This window comes from Streptomyces sp. NPDC017448 (assembly GCF_044330565.1).
Lineage (GTDB): Bacteria > Actinomycetota > Actinomycetes > Streptomycetales > Streptomycetaceae > Streptomyces.
Map to the genome: position 1 here is coordinate 373227 of NZ_JBIRLM010000001.1, position 21407 is coordinate 394633.

Genomic DNA, 21407 nt, shown 5'->3' on the forward strand with positions numbered 1-21407 from the left:
CCTCCGGCCTTGTCGATCCCTTCCCGCGGGCCCCTCCCCGGACCTCCTCGATCAAGGAGTGCCCGCGGGACGGACGGCGGACACCTCGGGGCCCCCGCAGTACCCCCGAAGCGCTCCCGCAACGCCACCGCACCCCCGCGGCGCGCGCCCGGTGCATGCGGGAAGCCTGCACGTCCGGCCGGTACGGAGAGCCTGCACGTCCGGTCGGTGCGGGAAGCCTGCGCGTCCGGTCGGTACGGGGAGCTGCGCGTCCGGTCGGTACGGGGAGCTGCGCGTCCGGTTCGTGCAGGAGGCGTCCGGACGCTGTCGTCCGGCGTCCGCACAGGCCCCGCCCCTCCCCGGCAGGCTGCCGACTCCCCAGGAAGTTCCGTTGGGTCGGTCGGTCGTTGGTCCGGTTGTGCCGTTGACCGATACGCAGTGGGCGCGGATCGAGCCGTTGCTCCCCGACCGGACGCCGAAGCGGGGTGGCCGCCGGCGAGGCGCCACCCCTCCCGCTACGAGAAGACAGCCACCGTCCACCTGGCCGGGCTCCCCATCGCGGGCCTCTTCCTCACCCCCTGTGGGCAGTCGGAAGGCCGGCAGGCGGCTGCTCTATCGCACGTGAACGCCGGGCCCTCATAATGGCGCTCTGGTTTCCGGGTGGGGGAGGCTTGGGTGTCGTCGGAGCGTCATGCCGTACGGATCCCGCACGCGTTACGGGCCGCAGCGCAGGAGCACGGGTTGGGGGCCCGCAAGGGGCTGGTGCGGAACGAGCCGAAGCGCTTCCCCTGGGGCGCCGTGCTGACGATCGGCGCGCCCGGAGTGCTCCTGGGGTGGCTGGCCGTGTCGACCGCGATCGAGGACCAGCGGGAGCAGGGGGCCTGGTACTACTCGCTTCCGCTGCTCGTTCTCGCGGCGATCCCGCTGGGGCTCGTGGGATTCTTGCTCCTCACCCGGCTCCTGCGCCCCCCGCCGCCCCAGGTCTGGGTGGCCTGGTACGAGCGCGGTGTCCTGTGGCACTTCGAGGGCGGGGAGACGCCGGCGTACACCTGGGCCGAGCTCGCCTCCGTCACCCGGCAGGACGTCAAGGTGTCCAACGGGGTCACCAGCGCCACCACGCACCGGATGACCATCAGGTCCGAAGAGGGCGCCGAGATCGTCCTGGGGGACGACTTCGGCGGGATGGTCCCGTTTGCCGAGGGGCTCGACGAGGCGTTCAGCCGCGCACGGGTGTCGCGGGACGCCGCCCGACTGGAGGCAGGCGAACGGGTCGGTTTCGGCGTGGTCGACCTGGACATCTCCGGCATCGGGCAGGGCGGCCGCCGCATCGGCTGGCCGGAGGTGGAACGGGTCGATGTGAAGCGGGGCCTCGTGGAGATCCACCGTCGCGGGGAGCGCAAGCCGTGGCTGACGCTCCCGGCTCCCGGCTTCCCCAACCTGTCCGCCTTCCTGACCCTCGCCGACGCGCTGCGGCGCCGGCACGAGTCCTGAGGAACTTCCGGGCCCCCCGGGTCGTGCCGCCGTGCACCGCTGCACGGCTCTCCCGAAGGCACGGACCTCCGCCACGACGGCCTCGCGGATGCGACCGGTCCCGGCAGCGGCGCCGCGCGCCTCACCGTGGCCGGTGACCCCTTTGGCACCCTGCGGTCGTTCTGCCGGCTGTGCCGGAGTCCGGAGCCCCCCTCTCAGCACGCCCTCTCGCCCTGCGGAAGGAGGAGCGCCGGAATCCGACCAGGCCGCCAACCGGAAGAAGCGAGGCCGGCCCGGCGGCCGTCCGCCGGTCTTCGACCGCGAGGCATACAAACAGCGCAACACCGTCGAACGCTGCATCAACAGATTCAAGCAGGGCCGCGGCCTTGCCACCCGCTACGAGAAGACAGCCACCATCTACCTGGCCGGACTCCACATCGCGGGCATCTTCCTCTGGTCCGCCGATGATCCGAACGAAACCGCCTAAGTGTTCAGGTAAGTCAGCACGGCGAGGACGCGCCGGTGGTCCCCGACGCTGGGCGAGAGGCCCAGCTTCAGGAAGATGTTGCTGACATGCTTCTCGACCGCCCCGGCGCTCACCACGAGCTGCCGGGCGATGGCGGAGTTCGTCCGGCCCTCGGCCATCAGACCGAGGACCTCCCGCTCGCGCGGGGTCAACCCGGCCAGCACGTCCTGCTTGCGGCTGCGGCCCAGCAGCTGTGCCACCACTTCCGGGTCCAGCGCCGTCCCGCCCCGCGCCACCCGGACGACGGCGTCCACGAACTCACGGACCTCGGCCACCCGGTCCTTCAGCAGATAGCCCACCCCGTTGCTGCTGCCCGCCAGCAACTCGGTCGCGTACTGCTCCTCCACGTACTGGGAGAGGACCAGCACGCCGATGTCCGGGTAGTCCTTCCGCAACCGCACCGCCGCGCGCACCCCCTCGTCGGTGTGCGTCGGCGGCATCCGTACATCGGCGACCACCACATCGGGAAGTGCCTGCTGGGCATCGAGCTCCGCCACCTTCTTGAGCAGCGCCTCCGCGTCCGCCACCCCGGCGACCACGTCGTGCCCGAGATCGGTGAGCAGACGGGTGAGTCCCTCCCGTAGCAGGACCGAATCCTCGGCGATGACCACACGCACTCTGTTCTCCACGTTCTCCACGACTGAGCGTCCCCACTGTTCCGAATGTGCCGCGCTCCCCGCGACCCCTTACGCACTACGCCCGACCGCTGCGCACCACGCCCCGACCGCCCCAGCATCCCAGGCCAGGAGGACGGTCGGACGGGCCTGTGGATAACCCATGGCCGCCGGGTGCGCGCGGCTGCCGCACCTCCCGGAGACCGGCAGCCGTACACCCCGCCGCACCCGAGCCGGGAGAGGGCCAGGTGCGGCGGGGCGTACGTACACCGAGAGGGAGAGAGGGGGGAGGCGAGGTGAGGCGAGGACGAGGTGAGGCGGCCGAGAGGGGAGGGGCCGAGAGGTGAGGGACCGGGGGGCGGGGGGACGGGGAGGCCGGGGGGACGGGGAGGCTGGGGGGGGGCGGGGGAGCCGAGGCGCAGTGGTGCGTCCGCGGGTCAGCCTCGCCAGGGCAGCTCGGCCGTGACCGTCGTCGGGCCGCCGGCCGGGGAGTCGACCACCAGGACTCCGTCCACGGCGTCCAACCGCTCCGCCAGTCCGGCCAGGCCGCCACCGGCCTCCGGCGACGCCCCACCCCTGCCGTTGTCCGTGACCTGGAGCATCAGCCGGTCGGCCGTCCTCCACACGTCGACCGTGGCCCTGGTCGCCCGGGCGTGCTTGCTGATGTTCTGGAGCAACTCCGAGACGGTGAAGTACGCGATGCCCTCGATCGCCTGCGCCGGCCGCGCGTCCAGGTCCACCTCGACCTGCACCGGCACCGTGCAGCGGGAGGCTATGGAGGAGAGTGCGGCGTCCAGGCCCCGGTCGGTGAGGACGGCGGGGTGGATGCCCCGGGCCAGGTCGCGCAGCTCCTGGAGGGCCACCTTCACCTCGCCGTGCGCCTCCTCCACCATGCGGGCGGCGGCTTCGGGGTCGTCGGTGAGCTTCTCCTTCGCCAGCCCCAGGTCCATGGCGAGGGCGACCAGCCGGGCCTGGGCCCCGTCGTGCAGGTCGCGCTCGATACGGCGCAGGTCGGCGGCGGCCGTGTCCACGACCACGCCCCGGTCCGACTCCAGCTCGGTGACCCGGGTGGCCAGCCGGGACGGGCCCAGCAGGCTGGTGACCATCAGCCGGTCCACCGACAGCAGCCCGCGCACGATCCACGGCGTAGCCATCACCAGCACCAGCCCGAGCCCTCCGGCCAACGCCAGCTCGAAGGGCGAGTCCAGATACTCCCGGTGGGCGTTGTCCCCGTACAGCTGGATGCCGCCCTGCCCCCCGAACACGGGGAACAGCCAGAACCACAGTGGATACGTCAACGCCGTCAGGCCGGTCGACCAGAGCGTGATCGCCACGACGAAGGTGAACGTGGACCATGGGAAGTGCAGCAGCGTGTACAGCAGATGCCGCCAGGAGGCACCGCTCTTGAGGATCGCGCCCATCCAGGACATCGGGCCGCCGGTCTTGCCCTGTACCCGCTCCGGATCCCCCACCTCCACCCCCAGCAGACCGCGCGCCCGGTGCCGCTCCAGCACACCGAAGCCGCGGCAGACGGCGAGTCCGGCCGCGAGGACCGGTATCCCGATGAAGGTGACCAGCAGACCCGCGCCCATCGACACCATGGTGATCGCGAAGGAGAACATCACCATGCTGAGCGGAAAGCTCAGCAGCGTGTACAGGAGCTCGCGCCAGGCACGGGCCTCCAGGGGGGCACGCAGCGGTGCCGGGAGGAAGTGCGGTGCCGGGGCTTTCGCCCCGAAGCCGGTGCCGGGACCGTGACGCTCCCGGTCCCGCGTGTCCGGTCCGTATGCCGTGGCCATGAGTCCCGTCCGTTCTGTCTCTGTCTTCGTGGTCCGTGCGTAGGGATTGCTCACCGTTCCTCCTCAAGGGTGCTGGCCGGCGGCCTTCCGCACCATGAGGCCCTTCTCCGTATCCGGCCGGGGGTTTTCCCCACCCCTGGCGCTCGGGCGGTCAGGAGGTCCTGAGGCCGGAGGGCCCCGTGGGCGTGCGGTCGGGGGACCGGACGCGCCAGGGCAGCTCGGCGGTGACGGTCGTCGGGCCGCCCACCGGCGAGTCCAGGACGAGCACCCCGTCGACCGCGTCCAAGCGCTCGGCGAGCCCCGCCAGCCCCGTGCCGCCGCCGTCCAGCCGGGCGCCGCCGCAGCCGTCGTCCTTGACCTGGAGCATCAGCCGGTCCGCCGAACGCCACACCTCGGCGGAGGCCGACCGTGCGCCGCTGTGCTTGCTGATGTTCTGCAGCAGCTCCGACACCGTGAAGTACGCGATGCCCTCGATCGCCTCCGCCGGGCGCTCCCGCAGCCCCACCGACACGGTGACCGGGACCGTGCAGCGGGAGGCTATGGAGGAGAGCGCGGCGTCCAGGCCCCGGTCGGTGAGGACGGCGGGGTGGATGCCCCGGGCCAGGTCGCGCAGCTCCTTGAGGGTGGCCTTGATCTCCCCGTGTGCTTCCTCCACCATGCGGGCGGCGGCTTCGGGGTCGTCGGCGAGCTTCTCCTTCGCCAGCCCGAGCCCCATGGCGAGGGCGACCAGCCGGGCCTGGGCGCCGTCGTGCAGGTCGCGCTCGATACGGCGCAGGTCGGCGGCGGCCGTGTCCACGACCACGCCCCGGTCCGACTCCAGCTCGGCGATCCGCCGCTCCAACTCGTCCGAGGGCGAGAGCAGTCCGCGCACCATCGCCCGGTCCACCGTCGTCAGCCCCCGCGCGATGAACGGCAGCACCGGCCACAGGACGAGCAGGCCCACCAGCGTCACCGCGAACGTCAGCACCCCCCACGGCAGCCGGACGAACCCGTACAGCAACGCCCGCCAGCCCACCGGGTCCTTCAGCCCCGCCCACAGTCGGGCGAAGACGCCCTCCCCCCGGTGGCCGCGCCCCAGCGGACTCGGCTCCTCCACCCGTACGCCGAGCATCCGCCTCGCCCGCCATCGCTCCAGACGGCCCAGCAGCCGGCCGCCCTGGAGCCCGCCGACCAGCAGCGGCAGACCGACCACGGTGACGGACAGCCCGGCGCCGACGCCGATCACGAGGACCGTGTACACGAACCCGACGACGGCCACCGGCAGATCGGTGAGGAGGTACGCGACCTCGCGCCAGGTCCACCGGTCGAGGGCGAAGCGGGCGGGCGGGAACCGGTCGGAGGCCGGCGGGGGAGGGCTCATGGTCATACCCCCAGCCTGCCGGGCCGTCCTCGCGCGCACCATGGGGCTCGTGGGTGGGGGCGAAGTAGGGATAACCCCACCCGATGCCCGACGCGGCTGCTTACGCCCCGTTTGGCAGGCCCTAGACTCCCGTGTCGTACGGAACAGGTGCGGGACAGCACGGGTATGCGGGACAGACGCGGACGACGAGGGAGCGAGGGGCGGACGTGGCCGACGTTACGGACGTGACCGGCATGGGGGACGGGTTCACCGCACTCGCCGCCTCGGAGTACTTCCGGAGCTATTCCGTCATCGGGCTGCTGGCCGTGGTGGGCGTCCTGTTCGTCGCCGTGGCCTTCGGGGCCGGGCGACTGCTGCGCCCCGTCGTCCCCACCCCGGAGAAGCTGCTCACCTACGAGTGCGGCGTCGATCCGGTGGGCGAGGGCTGGGCGCACACTCAGGTCCGTTACTACGTCTACGCGTTCCTGTACGTGATCTTCGCCGTCGACTCCATCTTCCTGTTCCCGTGGGCCACGGTGTTCGCGGCGCCCGGATACGGGGCGACGACCCTGGTCGAAATGTTCATCTTCCTCGGCTTCCTCGCCGTGGGACTGCTCTACGCATGGAAGAAGGGCGTCCTCGCATGGGCCTGACGAGTCGGCCGACCTCCGCGTCGCAGGAGCCCCCGACCCCCTCTCCGGCCCCGGCCCCGTCCGAGGCGGTCCCGCTCCCCGAGCCCAAGCGGCTCGGCGTGCTCTCCCGGCTCGCACCGGAGCCGATGAAGGTCGTCCTCAACTGGGGCCGCCGCTACAGCCTCTGGGTCTTCAACTTCGGACTCGCCTGCTGCGCCATCGAGTTCATCGCCGCGTCCATGGCACGCCACGACTTCATCCGCCTCGGCGTGATCCCGTTCGCCCCCGGCCCCCGTCAGGCCGACCTCATGATCGTGTCCGGCACGGTGACGGACAAGATGGCCCCGGCGGTGAAGCGGTTGTACGAGCAGATGCCCGAACCGAAGTACGTCATCTCCTTCGGCGCCTGCTCCAACTGCGGCGGCCCTTACTGGGACTCGTACTCCGTGACCAAGGGCGTCGACCAGATCATCCCCGTCGACGTCTACGTACCCGGCTGCCCGCCCCGGCCCGAGGCGCTGCTCCAGGGCATCCTCAAACTCCAGGAGAAGATCGCCCGCGAATCGCTCGCCGAGCGGTACGCCCCCGGTGAGCCCGGCGGCGGGCCGTCCACCGCGGCCCTGCGCAGCAGCCTGATCACTGCGCCGAAGCCGTCGGCCGACACAGCTGCCGCGGACCCGAGGCCGGACGAGTCCGTCGCGGGCCCGAGGCCGGACAGAACCCCGGACGAGACGCCGGACGAGACTCCGGACGAGGAGGGGCCGCGATGAGCGACCGTGACCGCCGCGCGGCATCCGCGGCCGAGGCGGCCGAGGCGTACGACCGGTTGCCGGGCGCGGCCACCGACCTGTTCGGCGACGAGGCCGCGGCGGAGTCGGCGTACGACCTGCTGACGGTCGACGTCCCCGCCGCAGCCTGGATCACCGCGCTGCGGACCGCACGCGACGAACTCGGGTGCAGCTACTTCGACTGGCTCAGCGCCGTGGACGAACCGGGCGTCGGCTTCCGCGTCTGCGCCCATGTCGCTGCTCTGGGGACGGGGAGGGTGCGGCGGCTGATGGTACGGACGACGGTGCCGCACGACGCGGCCGTCCTGCCCAGCGCCGTCGACGTGTACGCGGGGGCCGCGTGGCACGAGCGCGAGACGCACGAGATGTTCGGCGTCGCCTTCGACGGCCACCCCCACCTCGTACCGCTGCTCCTGCCGGAGGGCTTCGAGGGCCACCCGTTGCGCAAGGACTTCGTTCTGGCCGCGCGCGTCGCCAAGGCGTGGCCGGGAGCGAAGGAGCCGGGGGAGCCGGCGGACGGCCACACCGGACCCAAGCGTCGCGCGATGCTTCCCCCCGGGGTTCCCGACCCGAACGAATGGGGCCCCCTGAAGGGGCAGCTCCCCCCGGCGGCGGCCCGTCCGGCCCGTGCCGCCCGCCCCGCGGCCGACCGCCCGCCGCGCCGCACCCGCAGCGCGAGCGAGGGATCGGCGGCCCAACGCCCCGCGACGACGGGCGCGGAGACGCGGACGGAGTCCGACACGGAGGCACGTACGGCGGCCGGAGCGGGCACCCCCGCGGCCACCCGCGCCACGACGCGTACGGAGACCGGAGCCGAGGCCCCCACGACCCCGGAAGTGGCCTCTCCGGCCTCGGAGGCGACCTCCCCGGCCTCGGAAGCACCCCCGGCGGCCCGGCCGCGTCGTTCCCGCTCCGCTGCGGAGGGCTCGGCCAGCCAGAACCGGGGCCCGGACGCCTCGACACCGCCCCCGGCGGGCCGGCCCCGCCGCTCCCGCTCCGCTGCGGACGGCTCGGCCAGCCAGCAGCCCACCGGCCGCCCGGTCCCGGGCGCGCCCGGGGGAGAGCAGAGTCCCGCCTCGGGCGCGCCCGACAGAGCTCCGCGGCCCCCGCGCCGGGTGCGCAGCACGGACGCCCCGTGGCACGACGCCCGCCCGGCGTTCGACGAGCCCGCCCCGCAACACCCCGAACCGGAAGACGGCCGACCGGGACAGCCTTCTCCCGGGCGCCCCGAACCGGAACACCGTGAGCCGGAACACCGTGAGCCGGAACACCGTGAACCGGAACGCCCCGAACCGGAACACCGTGAACCGGAATCCGTCGCCCCGCCGCAGCCCTCCCCAGGGCCGCCCGACCCGCAGCGCCCTGACCCCCAGCACCCCCGACCGCAACACCCCGAACCGGAGCGCCGCGCCCCGGAGCGTTCCCAGCCGGACCACCCCGCCGGAGGCGATCCCGAGTGAACGACGTACTCGACGTCGCCCTCCGTCTGGCCATCGTCTTCGTCGTGTTCCTGGTCGCCCCTCTCCTCGTGGGCCAGACGGAACACAAGGTGATGGCCCACATGCAGGGCCGGCTCGGCCCCATGTACGCGGGCGGTTTCCACGGCTGGGCCCAGCTCGTCGCGGACGGCGTGAAGTTCGCGCAGAAGGAGGACGTGGTCCCGGCCGCCGCCGACCGCCGTGTCTTCCAGCTCGCCCCCGCCGTCGCCCTCCTTCCGTACCTTCTCGTCCTCGCGGTCATCCCGGTCGGCCCCGGGGCGGCGGGCCAGGTCGTCGACGCGGGCATCTTCTTCGTGCTCGCCGTCATGGGCATCGGGGTCCTCGGGTCGCTCATGGGCGGCTGGGCCTCCGCCAACAAGTTCTCCCTCCTCGGCGGCCTCCGTACCGCCGCGCAACTCCTCTCCTACGAGCTGCCGATGCTCCTGGCCGCGGCCTCCGTGGCCATGGCCGCCGGTACGGTCTCGCTCACCGGCATCCTCGACGCGTTCGCGTGGTGGTGGCTGCCCTGGCAGATCGTCGGCGCGCTGGTCTTCTTCGTGGCCGGCCTCGCCGAACTCCAGCGCCCCCCGTTCGACATGCCGGTGGCCGACTCCGAGATCATCTTCGGGGCGTACACCGAGTACACCGGTCTCCGCTTCGCCCTGTTCCTCCTCGCCGAGTACGCGGGCATCGTCGTCCTGTGCGCCCTCACCGCCGTTCTCTTCCTGGGCGGCTGGCACGGTCCGTTCGGCGCCGACGGACTCGGCTGGCTCTGGACGCTGCTCAAGGCCGCCGTTCTCGCGTTCGTCGTCATCTGGCTGCGCGTCAGCTACCCGCGTCTGCGTGAGGACCAGTTGCAGAAGCTCGCCTGGACCGTTCTCGTCCCGCTCGCCCTCGCGCAGATCGCGCTGACCGGCATCGTGAAGGTGGCGATCGTCTGATGCCCCCGCTCCCCGGCTCCGGCCTGGCCAAAGGCCTCGCCGTCACCCTGCGCACGATGACGAAGAAGACCGTCACCGCGCAGTACCCGGACACCCAGCCCGAACTTCCCCCCCGCTCCCGGGGCGTCATCGGGCTGTTCGAGGAGAACTGCACGGTCTGCATGCTCTGCGCCCGTGAGTGCCCCGACTGGTGCATCTACATCGACTCCCACAAGGAGACCACCCCGCCCGCCGCTCCCGGCGGCCGCGAGCGCAGCCGGAACGTCCTCGACCGCTTCGCCATCGACTTCTCCCTCTGCATGTACTGCGGCATCTGCATCGAGGTGTGCCCCTTCGACGCGCTGTTCTGGTCGCCCGAGTTCGAGTACGCGGAGACGGACATCCACGAACTCACCCACGAGCGCGACAAGCTCCGCGCCTGGATGTGGACCGTGCCGGAGCCCCCTGCCCTCGACCCCGCCGCCGAGGAGCCGAAGGAGCTCGCCGCCGCCCGCAAGGCGGCGGACAAACTCGCCGCCCAGCTCGCCCAGGAACAGCAGCAGCAGAAGCAGCAGGTAGAACCGGCACAGCAGGAACAGCAGGAACAGCAGGAACAGCAGGACGAGAAGGGAGGGAGGGCCCCGTGACACCGCTCCGCACCGCCTCCGCAGCCACCGCCGACGCCGCCGCGCTCGCCACCGGGGCCGCGGGCGGCCACCCCGGTTTCCTCTCCCCGTCCGGCGTCGAGATCGCGTTCCTCCTCGTCGGCCTCGTCACCCTCGGCGCCGCCGTCATCACCGTCACGACCAAGCAACTCGTGCACGCGGCGCTCTGGCTCGTCGTCGCGCTCGGCGGACTGGCCGTCGAGTACCTGCTCCTCACGGCGGAGTTCATCGCCTGGGTACAGGTACTGATCTATGTCGGCTCCATCGTCGTCCTCCTCCTCTTCGGCCTGATGCTCACCCGGGCCCCCATCGGCCGTTCCCCGGACGCCGACTCGGGCAACCGCTGGGTCGCCCTCGGCGTGGCCGCCGCCGCTGCGGTGGCCCTGGTCTGGGTCGTGACCGACGCCTTCCGCACCACGTGGATCGAGCTCGACGGGCCGGCCCGAGGCTCCACCGAGGTCACCGGCGCCTTCCTCTTCCGCAACTGGGTCCTGCCCTTCGAAGCGCTCTCCGTACTGCTGCTCGCCGCCCTCGTCGGAGCGATCGTCCTGTCCCGCAAACGCGACACGGACACGGGTGCCGACACCGGTACGGACACCACGGCCCGCCCCCGCACGCCCGGCCCGTCCGGTGCTTCCCGGGCATCCGGTGCTTCCCGGGCGTCCGGCGCACCCCGCGCCGGAGCCCCCCGCCCCTCCGGCGCGTCCGGTCAGGAGGAGCGGAGCTGATGCACCTCGCCTATCCCGCCGTGCTCGCCGCCCTCCTCTTCTGCGTCGGCCTCTACGGCGTGCTCGCCCGCCGCAACGCGATCCTGGTCCTGATGTCCGTCGAGCTGATGCTCAACGCCGTCAACCTCAATCTCGTCGCCTTCGACGTCTGGCTGCGCGACACCCTCCACTCCGGTCAGGCCCTCACCCTCTTCACCATCGCCATCGCCGCCGCCGAGATCGGCATCGGCCTCGCGATCGTCCTGGCCGTCCACCGCAACCGGGGCACCTCCGACATCGACCGGCTCCGCGACACCGCCGAGACCGACGACGCCGAAACGCTCCCCGAGACCGCCGGGGCCGACGACGCCGGAGACGGCGGCAGCGGTACGGACGCCCTCGCGACACCCCCCGGCCGGGCCGGCGGGACCACCGGCACGACGAAGAAGGCAGGGGCCACCGCGTGACCACCACGACCCTCGCCGCCCTCGTCCCCCTCCTCCCGTTCCTCGGCGCGCTCGCCGGGCTCGCCCTCGGCCGCACCGCCCCCGGCTTCGTCCGCCCGCTGGCGCTCCTCCCGACCCTCACCGCCGCCGTACTCGCGGTGCTCGTCGCGATCCGCCAGGGCGGCGGCCGGGCCGTGGACGCCGCCACCCAGCTCACCCCCACCGGATCGGTCCCGATCGACCTGGCGCTGCACCTCGACGGCTTCGCCGTCCTGGTCGCCGTCCTCGTCACCGCCGTCGCCACCTGCGTCCAGCTCTACTCCACGGCCTACCTCCGCGACGACGCCCGCTACCCCTCCTACGCCGCCCTCGTCTCCCTCTTCACCGCCGCGATGCTCCTGGTCGTCTACTCCGGCGACCTGATGGTGCTCCTGGTCGGCTGGGAGATCATGGGCATCTGCTCGTACTTCCTCGTCGGCCACTACTGGGAGACGCCCGAGGCCCGCGCCGCCTCCCTCAAGGCGTTCCTGGTCACCAAGCTCGGCGACGTCCCCTTCCTGATCGGCCTGTTCGCCCTCGCCGCCGACACCGGCAGCTTCCGCATCACCAAGATCCTCGCGGCGGTCGGCAACGGCGGACTCGACCACCCCACCCTCATCGCCCTGCTGCTCCTCGCGGGCGTCGCGGGCAAATCGGCCCAGTTCCCCCTGCACATCTGGCTGCCCGACGCGATGGCCGGCCCCACCCCCGTCTCCGCGCTCATCCACGCGGCGACGATGGTCGCCGCCGGCATCTACTTCACGGCCCGCCTGCTGCCCGTCTTCGCGGCCTCCGGGGCGGCCCTCGTCGTCCTCGCCGTGATGGCCGCCGTCACGATGGTCGGGTCCGGGCTGGCCGCCCTCGCCCAGGACGACGTCAAACGCGTCCTCGCCTACTCGACCATCGGCCAGCTCGGCTACATGTCGGGCGCCCTCGCGGTCGGCGACCGCGGCGCGGCCGTCTTCCACCTGATCTCGCACGGCGCGTTCAAGGCGGTCCTCTTCCTCGCCGCGGGCGTCGTCATCCACGCGGCGGGCACCAACTCCCTGGCCGCCCTCTCCCGGATGGGCGGTCTCGCCCGCCGTATCCCGGACACCTACTGGACGATGACCGTCGCCCTCCTCGCGCTGGCGGCCATCCCGCCGTTCGCCGGCTTCTTCTCCAAGGAAGCCGTCCTCGTCGCCGCCGAGCACACCGCGCTGGGGGACCGGACCGTCGCCCCGGCCGCCGCGGGCTGGACGATCCTGGTCGCCGGTCTCCTCGCCGCCGTCCTGACCGCCGCCTACGCCGTACGCCTCTGGCTCCTCGCCTTCCGGGGCCGCGGGGCCGACGTCCCCGACCATGGCAAGCAGCCCCTCGCCATGACCTCCGTCCTGTGGATCCTGGCCGTCCCCACCATCGGGTTCGGCCTCACCGCCGGCCTGCTCGGCGACTGGTTCGACGGCCACGGCCTCACGCCGTCCCTCACCACCGCCGTCCTGTCCACCGGCGTCACGCTCGTCGGCGGCCTCGTCACCTACGGCGCCTGGCGGCACACCACCGCCCTCGCCTCCCGCACCCCCCTCGGCGCGGTGGCCGCCCACCCCGGCGCGGAGCCCGCCCTCGTCGAAGCCGAGGCCATGACGTCCCACACCGCGGCCTACGGCACCATCGGGGCCGCCCCCGACCCGGCCGACCCCGCCAGGCTCCTCCTCGGGCCCCTCCACCGCCACGCCGCCGCCGGATTCCACCTCGACGCGCTCTTCACCGCGCTGTTCGTCCGGCCCGTCCAGGGGGCCGCCCGACTCGTCCGCTTCCTGGACCGCGAGGTCGTCGACGCCTACGTCAACAGCACGGGCGCCGTCACCCGCCTTCTGGGGGTCGCCGTCCGCCGGGCCCAGACCGGCAACGTGCAGACCTACGTCAGCGCGCTGCTCGCCGGATCCCTCGTCCTGACGATCGCCGCCGTCGTCTTCGCCAACGTCAACGCGGGGTCGTGACCGTGATCGATATCAGCCCGTCCGTGATGCAGTTCCTTCTGGCGTTCATCGTGGTCGCCCCGCTCCTCGGCGCCGCCGCGGCCCTGCTCCCCGCCCCACCCGGCCTCAAGGGCAAGAACCCCGACCAGGCCGTGCTCCGCCACGGCGTGACCGTCACCGGGGCCGTCCTCATCGCCGCGATCGTCCTGGCCGCCGGCTTCGACCACGGCCGGCCCGCCACGATGCAGGCGACCACCGACATCAGCTGGATCCCGGCGCTCGACGTCCGCATCCACCTCGGTGTCGACGGCATCTCGCTCCCCCTCCTCGTCCTGACCGCGCTGCTGACCTTCCTCTGCGCGCTGTACAGCTACTTCAAGCTGCCCGCGGGCCCCTCGCCGAAAGGGTTCGTCGCCCTCGTCCTCGTCCTGGAGTCCGGCACCCTCGCCACCTTCGCCGTCCTTGACCTGCTGCTCTTCTTCCTCGCCTTCGAGATGGTCCTCATCCCGATGTACTTCCTCATCGCCCGCTGGGGCGGCGACCGGCGGCAGGCGGCCGCCTGGAAGTTCATCCTCTACACGCTGCTCGGCTCGGTCGTCATGCTGCTGGGGCTCCTCCTCATCGGACTGAAGAGCGGCACCTTCGACATGGTGGCACTCGCCACTGACAACGGCCGCGGCCTCACCACGTCCGTGCAGGTCACCGCCGTGCTCGCGATCGGTCTCGGCCTCGCCGTGAAGACCCCGATGTGGCCCCTGCACAGCTGGCTGCCCGACGCCCACACCGCCGCCCCCACGGTCGGATCGGTGCTCCTGGCGGGCGTCCTGCTGAAGATGGGAACGTACGGGTTCGTCCGGATCCTGCTCCCCGTCGCGCCGGACGGCATGCGGACCTTCGCGCCCTACCTCGCCGCGTTCGCCGTCGTCGGCATCGTCTACGGCTCCCTCGCCTGCCTGGCCCTGGCCCGTACCGGCGCCCGGGGCGACCTCAAGCGGCTCATCGCCTACTCGTCCGTCGGCCATATGGGCTTCGTCCTGCTCGGCATCGCCACCATGACCCCCACCGGGGTCAACGGAGCGCTCTTCGCCAACATCGCCCACGGCCTCATCACCGGCCTGCTGTTCTTCCTGGTCGGCGCGGTCAAGGACCGCTACGGCACCGCCGACCTCGACACGCTGGCGGGAGCGACCGGGGCCGCCCTCTACGGCCGCGCACCCCGCCTCGGCGCGCTGCTCGCCTTCGCCGCCATCGCCTCGCTCGGCCTGCCCGGCCTGGCCGGTTTCTGGGGCGAGATGCTCACCCTGTTCGGCGCCTACGACCCGGCGGAAGGGCTCAGCCGCCCCGCGTTCCGCACCTTCATGGCCATCGGCGCGTTCGGCACCCTGCTCACCGCCGCGTACATGCTCATCGTCGTCCGCCGCGTCTGCATGGGCGCGTACACGCCCCCGCCCCGGCCGGTCCCCGAGGGGCAGTCCCCGGACGCGCCGGGCACCCGACCCACCTCGGCCGCCTCGGAAACGCCGCAGGCCCCCACCGCCTCACCAGCCCCGCCGGCTCCCGCCACCACCCCCCAGCTCGCCGACATCCAGCCGTACGAAGCCGCCGCCTGGACCCCGCTCGTCGCGCTCACCGTCCTCGCCGGCCTCTGGCCCGCCGTCCTCCTCGGCCTCACCGACCCGGCCGTGCAGCAGCTCCTCTCGGGAGGCAAGTCGTGACCGCGGACCCCGGCGCCACCGCCGCCGCCCTCCTCGCCCAGGCCCCGGCCCCGACCGCCCCCGGCACTCTCCTCGCACAGGCCCCGGCCACGTCCGACACCGGCGCCACCGCCGGGAGTCTCGCCGCGGCCGACGTTCCCAGCCTCGTCCAGTCCATCGACTGGCTCGCCATCGCGCCGCCCACCCTCGTCGCCCTGGCCGCCGTGGCCGTCCTCGTCGCCGACCTGTTCCTGCCGGCCCCCCGTAAACGGCTCCTCGGCCACGGGGCCCTCACCGCCCTCGCCGCCGCCCTGGCCCTCCTGCTCCCCCTGCGCACCGGTGACCGGTCCACCTTCTGCGTCACCACCGGCGCCCAGGCGTGCAGCTACACCGTCGACCACTTCACCGTCGTCATCCAGGCCCTCGTCCTCGGCGGCGCCTTCCTGACCGTCCTGCTCTCGCTCGACGACACCCGCAAGCTGCCGGCGGGAGAGTACTGGTTCCTGCTCCTGGCCTCCGCCTCCGGAGCGGCCCTGCTGCCCGCCGCACGCGACCTCGCCACCCTTGTCGTCGCCCTGGAAGTCGCCTCCCTGCCCGCGTTCGCCCTCGTCGGCATCAAACGCGGCGACCGGCGCTCCTCCGAGGCCGCGCTGAAGTTCTTCCTCTCCTCCGTCGTCGCGACCGCCGTCATGCTGCTCGGCGTCAGCTTCGTGTACGCCTCCACCGGCACCCTGCACCTCACCGAGCTCGCCGCCCGCCTCGACGACGTCGCCCCGGTGCTCGACACCCTCGCCAAGACCGGGGTGGCCCTCACCCTCGTCGGCTTCGCCTTCAAGACGGCCGCCGCGCCCTTCCACTTCTGGGTTCCCGACACCTACGTCGGCGCGCCCCTCCCGATCGCCGCCTACCTCTCCGTCGTCGGGAAGGCCGTCGGGTTCTCGGGCCTCATCCTGGTGACCGTCGTCGCGTTTCCCTCCTACGCCGACGTCTGGGGGCCCGCCCTCGCCGTCCTCGCCGCGCTGACCATGACCGTGGGCAACGTCGCGGCCGTCCGCCAGGGGGCCGACCGCGCCCGGAGCGCCGTGCGCCTCCTCGCCTGGTCCTCCGTCGCCCAGGCCGGCTACCTCCTCGTCCCGATCGCCGCCGCCGCGTACTCCAGCGACGAGCAGATCGGCTCCACCGTGGCGTACGCCCTCATGTACGCCGTCGTGAACCTGGGCGCGTTCGCGGTCGCCGCCCTCGTCTCCCGTACCCACCCCGGCAATCGGCTCTCCGACTACCGGGGCCTGTACGCCACCCGCCCCCTGGCCGCCCTGGCGCTCGGGTTCTTCCTGCTCTGCCTGGCCGGACTGCCGCCCGGCGTCATCGGGCTCTTCGCGAAGGCGACCGTCTTCTCGGCGGCGGTCGACGCGGGCCTCGGCTGGCTCGCCGTCATCATGGCCGTCAACGTGGTGATCGCTCTGTATTACTACCTTCAGTGGACCGCGAGCCTCTTCCGGACCCCGGACGGAGCCCCGGGAACGGTCGCGGCGGATCCCGGGGAACCGGCCGCCGCCCGGCCGCGCCGCTTCCGCGCCCCCACCCCTCTCACCACCGCGATCGTCCTCACCAGCGCCGCCGGAATCCTGCTCTCCGGCGCCCCGCAGGCGGTCCTGCGCTTCGCCGCCGTCAACCTCTTCTGAGCCCTCCCGTGCCCGCGGGACCGGTTTGCCCGCCCCCCTCGCCACAGGGCATGGTCTTGGCTGCATACGTCACGTATTCGACGCCGACACGTCGGGGACAAGAGGAGAGAGCTGTGCTGAACGGGTTCAAGGACTTCATCCTGCGCGGGAACGTCATCTCGATGGCGATCGGTCTCGCCATCGGGGCCGCCTTCACCGCGGTCGTCACGGGGTTCAGCAACGCCTTCATCACCCCGCTGATCGGTCTCGCCACCCGCGGCACCGGGGACTTCAGCAAGGCCACCTTCACGGTCGACGGCGTCAAGTTCCCCTTCGGCCTCTTCGTCAGCGCCGCCATCGCCTTCCTGATCACCGCCGCGGTCCTCTACTTCTGCGTCGTGGTCCCCATGGCCAAGGTGCAGAACCGCTTCGCCAAGGAAGAGGCCCCCGACATCAAGGCCGCCCTCCGCGACTGCCCGCGCTGCTTCAGCGAGATCCCCTCCGTCGCCTCCCGCTGCGGACACTGCACCAGCGAGGTCGAGCCCGACCCCGAGGCGCTCGCCCTCGCCAAGCTCCCCGTCCAGCAGCACTGACCACCCGGCGGCACTGACCACCCGGCGGCGCCGACCACCCGGCGGCGCCGACCACCCGGCGGCGCCGACTGCACGGCGGCGCCCTTCGCGGCGCCCGCCGCCCCGGCGCACCGGAACGCCCCCCCCGAGGCGCACCGCCACCCGTACGGCCCAGCGCCCCTCTGTACGGGGCCGGGGGCCCGACCCGGCGCGAACACGCGGCACGGCCCCGCCCTCCGGCCGCACGCACAAGGGAACTAGCTCCTCCCGCCTGGCGTTGACCAGTACAGGAGGCTCCACTGGGGAGTGGAGCACCACCATGCAAAGGGTTCCCCTGCTGCACCACTTGGAGGGCGTACCGTGCACCGCCGGCACAACGGGCTGAAGACCGCCGTACTCCTCGGGGGACTGTCCGCACTCATCATCGTCATCGGCAGTTTCTTCGGCCGTACGGGACTCGTCGTCGCGCTCCTGGTAGCCGTCGGCACCAACGCGTACGCCTACTGGAACAGCGACAAGCTCGCCCTGCGGGCCATGCGCGCCCGCCCCGTCAGCGAGTTCGAGGCACCACAGCTCTACCGGATCGTCCGCGAGCTCTCCACGGCGGCCCGCCAGCCCATGCCACGCCTCTACATCTCCCCGACGCAGGCGCCCAACGCGTTCGCCACCGGCCGCAATCCGCGCAACGCCGCGGTCTGCTGCACCGAGGGCATCCTCCAGATCCTCGACGAACGGGAGCTGCGCGGCGTCCTCGGCCACGAGCTGAGCCACGTCTACAACCGGGACATCCTCATCTCGTCCGTCGCCGGGGCCCTGGCCTCCGTCGTGATGTTCCTGGTCAACTTCGCCTGGCTCATCCCGGTGGGCCGCTCCAACGACGACGAGGGGCCCGGTCTCCTCGGCATGCTCCTGATCATGCTCCTGGGACCGCTCGCCGCCTCGATCATCCAGCTCGCCGTCAGCCGCTCCCGCGAGTACGAGGCCGACGCCTCCGGGGCCCAGCTCACCGGCGACCCGCTGGCCCTCGCCGACGCTCTGCGCAAGCTCGACGCCGGGACGAAACAGCTCCCGCTGCCTCCCGAGCCGAAGATCGAGACCGCCAGCCACATGATGATCGCGAACCCTTTCCGTCCCGGGCAGGGCATGGCGAAGATGTTCTCCACCCATCCGCCGATGGCGGAGCGGATCGCCCGACTGGAACAGATGGCAGGTCACCGTCCATGAAAACCGTTCTGAACATCATCTGGTTGATCCTCTGCGGATTCTGGATGTTCCTCGGCTACCTGCTCGCGGGCCTTCTGCTCTGCGTCACCGTCATCGGCATACCCTTCGGGCTCGCCGCCTTCAGGATCGGCTTCTACGCCCTCTGGCCGTTCGGTCAGACCGTGGTCGACCGCCGGGACGCCGGCTCGCCCTCCTGCGTGGGCAACGTCCTCTGGCTGGTCCTCGCCGGCTGGTGGCTCGCCCTGGGCCACATCACCACCGGCATCGCGCTCTGCATCACGATCATCGGCATCCCCCTGGGCATCGCCAACTTCAAGCTGATCCCCGTCTCCCTCATGCCCTTCGGCAAGGAGATCGTCCCCACCGACCAGCCCTTCGCCACCCGCTAGGCGGAGGAGGCCATGACGTTGGTGACGCCGCCCGGTAGCCGTGCTGCCGGTGTTCGGCTTCCGATCGCAGGGTGAGGTCGGCGGTAGTCGTAGTGGGCGTTCCAGCGGTCCAGGAACGGGGTGCGCCGGGCTTCCGATGTCCACGTCCTGGCGTGGAGGAACACTCCGGCCAGGATGCGGTCGTACTGCTCGGCCTTTCCGTTGTGCCGTGGCGTGTACGGGGCGATGCGCTGGTGGCTGGAGCCGAGTAGGGCTCGGGAGAAGCTCTCGACTCGGCAGCAGGCACCGTTCCCCGTCACGATCCGTTCGATGCGCACGCCCGGGAGATCCCCATCTCGGCTGCGACGTGGGCGATGGGCCTCGTGCGGCAGCGCTCGATGAGGCGACGCCGCCCCTCCACGGTGAGGGGCGCGTTCTTGTGCGTCACGCAGGGGAACCGGGCGCAGAGGCTCGCCGTGTGGTGTCCCGCCCGGCGATGGCGTCGGCAACGTCTTGGACGGCGCCACGAAGCAGGTCACCGTAGGGATTCCGAGGAAGGTGGGAGGCGCGCTCTTTGGCCGCGTCGATGTGCTCGGTGGCGGCTTCGAAGGAGCCTAGTCGGCGGTAGTCGTCGGCAAGGTTGAGGTGCAGGGAAGGGTAGAAGCCGGCGATGTGGAGGTCGGCGTGGTGTTCCTGGACGCGCTGCTCGGTCACGGCGTCGGCGGCGTCCAGGGCCCGGACGTTCCAGGCCAGGGACTGGGCGGGATCTCCGTAGAGATCTGCGAGGTAGTGAGCGAGAGAGCAGCGATGGAGCGGGTCGCCGGTGACGCCGATCGCGGACCACAGGTTCAGGAGCTGTTGGCGGGCGGCAGCGATGTCACCAGCCCGGCCTTGGGTGACGGCTCGGCCGATGGCTTCCATGGTCGGGTCGAGGCCGGCGGGTGCGGTGGGCATGGATGTTCCTTGTCGTCGTTCTCAGACGGAGTGGTCGGATGTGATGGGCATGGCCAGGGTGGTGAGATCGCCGCGGTCGGCGGAGCGGATCGTGACGGGCTGGTCGTTTCCCCGCAGGTCGAGCATCACGTCGGGGCCGATCGCGGTGCTCACCGCGGGATAGAGCGTGGTCAGCTCGAACCAGATCTGGAGGGCCTGACCCGTCGCGGTAGCCGGCAGCGGGATGTCGGGGTGTTCGTCATCCGCTGACGCGACGTTCACTCCGTGGTCGGCAACGTGCAGCGCGATGCGCTCGCCGGGATGTTCTTCCAGGGCGCGCAGGAGCAGATCCTTCGAGACCGTCACACGGGTGGTGACCTCACCCAGTGACGCGAGCATGAGGCGGTAGTCGGGGAATTCCTCGGGCAGCAACCGGCAATGCCGGTCCTCCCGGTCGGCCACGCGGAGCCAGATCCCGTGCGGCACCGCTTCGAGTCTCACCAGTGCGCTGCGGCGGATCTCGGCGACCGCGGCCCGCAGTTCGTCGCCGTTGACCGTGCCGGCCCAGGTCTGCCTCGGTGGTTGCGTCGGCACCAGGGTTCGGGTGGAGAGCCGGTAACGGTCAGTCGCGGTCAGGGTGACCGCCTCATGGCTTGCCTCGATGCGCAGGCCGGCGAGGACCGGCATCCCGGGCTCGTGTGCGGTCGCGGTCAGGACCTGCTCGACCGCATCCGCCAGTACCGGGCCCTTGAGCGCCGTAATCGGAAGACCTGGCTCACTGCCGAGCGCGGACTTGATGACAGCAGCCTTCTGCTGTGCCGCCGCCGCGTCTCCCACCACCTTCGACACATGCTCGTCGAGCAGCCGGGAGGCCTCGTCAGCCCCGGAACTCAGTACCGCCTCGACACCGGAGAGGGGCATAGCGATCTCACGGAGCTGACGCAGCGCGGTCGCCCGCGCCACCTGGCCAGCGCTGTAGTAGCGGTAGCCCGAGACCGGGTCGACTTCGGCAGGGGGCAGCAGCCCGGAGTCGGCGTAGAACCGCAACGCGCTGGAGGTGAGACCACTGCGCTGGGCAAAGACGCCGATCGGCATCAGCTCAGAATTCGGCACCTCGCCATCATTGAGCTTCGACCAACTCGAAGGTCAACACCGACGAGCGGTGCCGCCGACCTCGTCGTCAGCAACAGCTGGGGCGCGTCCGAGCCTCCCCGCCCACCGGCTCCCAGCAGGCCCCGGGCAACCGAACACCTGCTCACCGCGTCTTTGCCGACACGACACACGCAAAGGGTGGGTGCAGCGACATGGGCATCATCAGTTGGATCGTTCTCGGCCTGCTTGCCGGGCTCATAGCCAAGATCCTCCTTCCGGGGCGCGACCCGGGCGGCATCATCGGCACCACCCTCATCGGGGTCGCCGGGGCCTTCGTCGGCGGCTGGCTCTCCAGCCGGTTCCTGGACCGGCCCATCAGCAACGACTTCTACGACACCGCGACCTGGATCGCCGCCATCGCCGGCTCCCTGGTCCTGCTGATCGCCTACCGGCTGCTGTTCGGCCACTCCCGCGACCGCCGCTGACCAGGAGGCCACCGCAGA

Annotated in this window: 20 protein-coding genes and 3 pseudogenes; 16 read left to right on the forward strand and 7 right to left on the reverse strand. The window is 71.9% G+C overall.

From position 1 onward, the window contains the following. Nucleotides 1-654 precede the first annotated feature (654 nt). Together ACH4K1_RS01620 and ACH4K1_RS01625 are read left to right on the forward strand one after the other, a co-directional pair. On the forward strand, nt 655-1470 hold the full coding sequence (locus ACH4K1_RS01620) for a DUF6585 family protein (protein ID WP_398085402.1): 816 nt from the start codon (nt 655-657) through the stop codon (nt 1468-1470). Between the two features lie 235 nt (nt 1471-1705). Beyond that, a pseudogene (locus ACH4K1_RS01625) lies at nt 1706-1936 on the forward strand (IS5/IS1182 family transposase); the annotation flags it as partial. On the opposite strand, the gene ACH4K1_RS01630 reads toward ACH4K1_RS01625, so the two are convergent. From ACH4K1_RS01630 to ACH4K1_RS01640, 3 genes are all read right to left on the reverse strand, one after another. Further along, a complete protein-coding gene (locus ACH4K1_RS01630; RefSeq protein ID WP_398086550.1) occupies nt 1933-2592 on the reverse strand; it encodes a response regulator in 660 nt (219 codons plus the stop codon). The pseudogene ACH4K1_RS01625 and the gene ACH4K1_RS01630 sit on opposite strands and share 4 nt — an antisense overlap. Before the next feature lie 434 nt (nt 2593-3026). Further along, the gene (locus ACH4K1_RS01635; protein WP_398085404.1) at nt 3027-4388 is read right to left on the reverse strand and encodes a sensor histidine kinase; all 1362 of its coding nucleotides are present in this window, start codon (nt 4386-4388) and stop codon (nt 3027-3029) included. 151 nt (nt 4389-4539) lie between these two features. Beyond that, on the reverse strand, nt 4540-5754 hold the full coding sequence (locus ACH4K1_RS01640; protein WP_398085406.1) for a sensor histidine kinase: 1215 nt from the start codon (nt 5752-5754) through the stop codon (nt 4540-4542). Between the two features lie 227 nt (nt 5755-5981). On the opposite strand from ACH4K1_RS01640, the gene ACH4K1_RS01645 reads away from it, so the two are divergent. The 13 genes from ACH4K1_RS01645 to ACH4K1_RS01705 all read left to right on the forward strand — a co-directional run bounded on the left by ACH4K1_RS01645 (nt 5982) and on the right by ACH4K1_RS01705 (nt 18900). Then, nucleotides 5982-6380: an NADH-quinone oxidoreductase subunit A gene (locus ACH4K1_RS01645; protein WP_398086552.1), complete on the forward strand. Its 399-nt coding sequence runs from the start codon at nt 5982-5984 to the stop codon at nt 6378-6380. Further along, nucleotides 6371-7129: an NADH-quinone oxidoreductase subunit B gene (locus ACH4K1_RS01650; RefSeq protein ID WP_398085409.1), complete on the forward strand. Its 759-nt coding sequence runs from the start codon at nt 6371-6373 to the stop codon at nt 7127-7129. Before ACH4K1_RS01645 ends, ACH4K1_RS01650 begins: the two co-directional genes overlap by 10 nt. Beyond that, complete coding sequence (locus ACH4K1_RS01655) at nt 7126-8607, forward strand: NADH-quinone oxidoreductase subunit C (RefSeq protein WP_398085412.1); 1482 nt, start codon at nt 7126-7128, stop codon at nt 8605-8607. The genes ACH4K1_RS01650 and ACH4K1_RS01655 overlap by 4 nt, the downstream gene beginning before the upstream one ends. Beyond that, nucleotides 8604-9566, forward strand: coding sequence for an NADH-quinone oxidoreductase subunit H (locus tag ACH4K1_RS01660; RefSeq protein WP_398085414.1), 963 nt, complete (start codon nt 8604-8606; stop codon nt 9564-9566). The genes ACH4K1_RS01655 and ACH4K1_RS01660 overlap by 4 nt, the downstream gene beginning before the upstream one ends. Further along, entirely contained in the window at nt 9566-10192 is a 627-nt protein-coding gene (locus ACH4K1_RS01665; RefSeq protein WP_398085417.1) for a NuoI/complex I 23 kDa subunit family protein, read from the forward strand. Before ACH4K1_RS01660 ends, ACH4K1_RS01665 begins: the two co-directional genes overlap by 1 nt. Further along, nucleotides 10189-10938, forward strand: coding sequence for an NADH-quinone oxidoreductase subunit J (locus ACH4K1_RS01670; protein WP_398085419.1), 750 nt, complete (start codon nt 10189-10191; stop codon nt 10936-10938). The genes ACH4K1_RS01665 and ACH4K1_RS01670 overlap by 4 nt, the downstream gene beginning before the upstream one ends. Further along, a complete protein-coding gene (gene nuoK, locus ACH4K1_RS01675) occupies nt 10938-11384 on the forward strand; it encodes an NADH-quinone oxidoreductase subunit NuoK (protein ID WP_398085421.1) in 447 nt (148 codons plus the stop codon). Before ACH4K1_RS01670 ends, nuoK begins: the two co-directional genes overlap by 1 nt. Further along, complete coding sequence (locus ACH4K1_RS01680) at nt 11381-13381, forward strand: NADH-quinone oxidoreductase subunit L (RefSeq protein ID WP_398085422.1); 2001 nt, start codon at nt 11381-11383, stop codon at nt 13379-13381. Before nuoK ends, ACH4K1_RS01680 begins: the two co-directional genes overlap by 4 nt. Continuing rightward, entirely contained in the window at nt 13378-15075 is a 1698-nt protein-coding gene (locus ACH4K1_RS01685) for an NADH-quinone oxidoreductase subunit M (RefSeq protein WP_398085424.1), read from the forward strand. Before ACH4K1_RS01680 ends, ACH4K1_RS01685 begins: the two co-directional genes overlap by 4 nt. Nucleotides 15076-15230: 155 nt before the next feature. Further along, nucleotides 15231-16736, forward strand: a complete 1506-nt coding sequence (locus ACH4K1_RS01690; protein ID WP_398086554.1) for an NADH-quinone oxidoreductase subunit N — start codon at nt 15231-15233, stop codon at nt 16734-16736. 113 nt (nt 16737-16849) lie between these two features. Then, a complete protein-coding gene (gene mscL, locus ACH4K1_RS01695; protein WP_398085426.1) occupies nt 16850-17308 on the forward strand; it encodes a large conductance mechanosensitive channel protein MscL in 459 nt (152 codons plus the stop codon). A gap of 339 nt (nt 17309-17647) precedes the next feature. After that, a complete protein-coding gene (gene htpX / locus ACH4K1_RS01700) occupies nt 17648-18511 on the forward strand; it encodes a zinc metalloprotease HtpX (protein WP_228989807.1) in 864 nt (287 codons plus the stop codon). Next, nucleotides 18508-18900, forward strand: coding sequence for a YccF domain-containing protein (locus ACH4K1_RS01705; RefSeq protein WP_398085429.1), 393 nt, complete (start codon nt 18508-18510; stop codon nt 18898-18900). The genes htpX and ACH4K1_RS01705 overlap by 4 nt, the downstream gene beginning before the upstream one ends. Here the strand turns inward: ACH4K1_RS01705 and ACH4K1_RS01710 are convergent. The 4 genes and pseudogenes from ACH4K1_RS01710 to ACH4K1_RS01725 form a co-directional block, all read right to left on the reverse strand. Further along, a pseudogene (locus ACH4K1_RS01710) lies at nt 18897-19214 on the reverse strand (integrase core domain-containing protein); the annotation flags it as partial. The gene ACH4K1_RS01705 and the pseudogene ACH4K1_RS01710 overlap by 4 nt on opposite strands. Beyond that, nucleotides 19211-19327, reverse strand: a pseudogene (locus tag ACH4K1_RS01715) (IS481 family transposase); the annotation flags it as partial. The pseudogenes ACH4K1_RS01715 and ACH4K1_RS01710, both read right to left, overlap by 4 nt. After that, on the reverse strand, nt 19324-19833 hold the full coding sequence (locus ACH4K1_RS01720; RefSeq protein ID WP_398085432.1) for a hypothetical protein: 510 nt from the start codon (nt 19831-19833) through the stop codon (nt 19324-19326). The gene ACH4K1_RS01720 and the pseudogene ACH4K1_RS01715, both read right to left, overlap by 4 nt. Before the next feature lie 21 nt (nt 19834-19854). Beyond that, nucleotides 19855-20925 (reverse strand): MerR family transcriptional regulator, encoded by a 1071-nt coding sequence (locus ACH4K1_RS01725; RefSeq protein WP_398085435.1) that lies wholly within the window; start codon nt 20923-20925, stop codon nt 19855-19857. A 191-nt stretch (nt 20926-21116) separates the two neighbouring features. Between ACH4K1_RS01725 and ACH4K1_RS01730 the strand changes: the two genes are divergently transcribed. Further along, complete coding sequence (locus tag ACH4K1_RS01730; RefSeq protein WP_307669257.1) at nt 21117-21389, forward strand: GlsB/YeaQ/YmgE family stress response membrane protein; 273 nt, start codon at nt 21117-21119, stop codon at nt 21387-21389. Nucleotides 21390-21407 lie beyond the last annotated feature (18 nt).

Coding starts and splice junctions, on each gene's coding strand:
- nuoK (WP_398085421.1), top strand. CDS start 10,938: ATGCACCTCGCCTATCCCGCCGTGCTCGCCGCCCTCCTCTTCTGCGTC.
- ACH4K1_RS01655 (WP_398085412.1), top strand. CDS start 7,126: ATGAGCGACCGTGACCGCCGCGCGGCATCCGCGGCCGAGGCGGCCGAG.
- ACH4K1_RS01645 (WP_398086552.1), top strand. CDS start 5,982: ATGGGGGACGGGTTCACCGCACTCGCCGCCTCGGAGTACTTCCGGAGC.
- ACH4K1_RS01730 (WP_307669257.1), top strand. CDS start 21,117: ATGGGCATCATCAGTTGGATCGTTCTCGGCCTGCTTGCCGGGCTCATA.
- ACH4K1_RS01635 (WP_398085404.1), bottom strand. CDS start 4,388: ATGGCCACGGCATACGGACCGGACACGCGGGACCGGGAGCGTCACGGT.
- ACH4K1_RS01640 (WP_398085406.1), bottom strand. CDS start 5,754: ATGACCATGAGCCCTCCCCCGCCGGCCTCCGACCGGTTCCCGCCCGCC.
- ACH4K1_RS01650 (WP_398085409.1), top strand. CDS start 6,371: ATGGGCCTGACGAGTCGGCCGACCTCCGCGTCGCAGGAGCCCCCGACC.
- ACH4K1_RS01665 (WP_398085417.1), top strand. CDS start 9,566: ATGCCCCCGCTCCCCGGCTCCGGCCTGGCCAAAGGCCTCGCCGTCACC.
- ACH4K1_RS01705 (WP_398085429.1), top strand. CDS start 18,508: ATGAAAACCGTTCTGAACATCATCTGGTTGATCCTCTGCGGATTCTGG.
- ACH4K1_RS01720 (WP_398085432.1), bottom strand. CDS start 19,833: ATGCCCACCGCACCCGCCGGCCTCGACCCGACCATGGAAGCCATCGGC.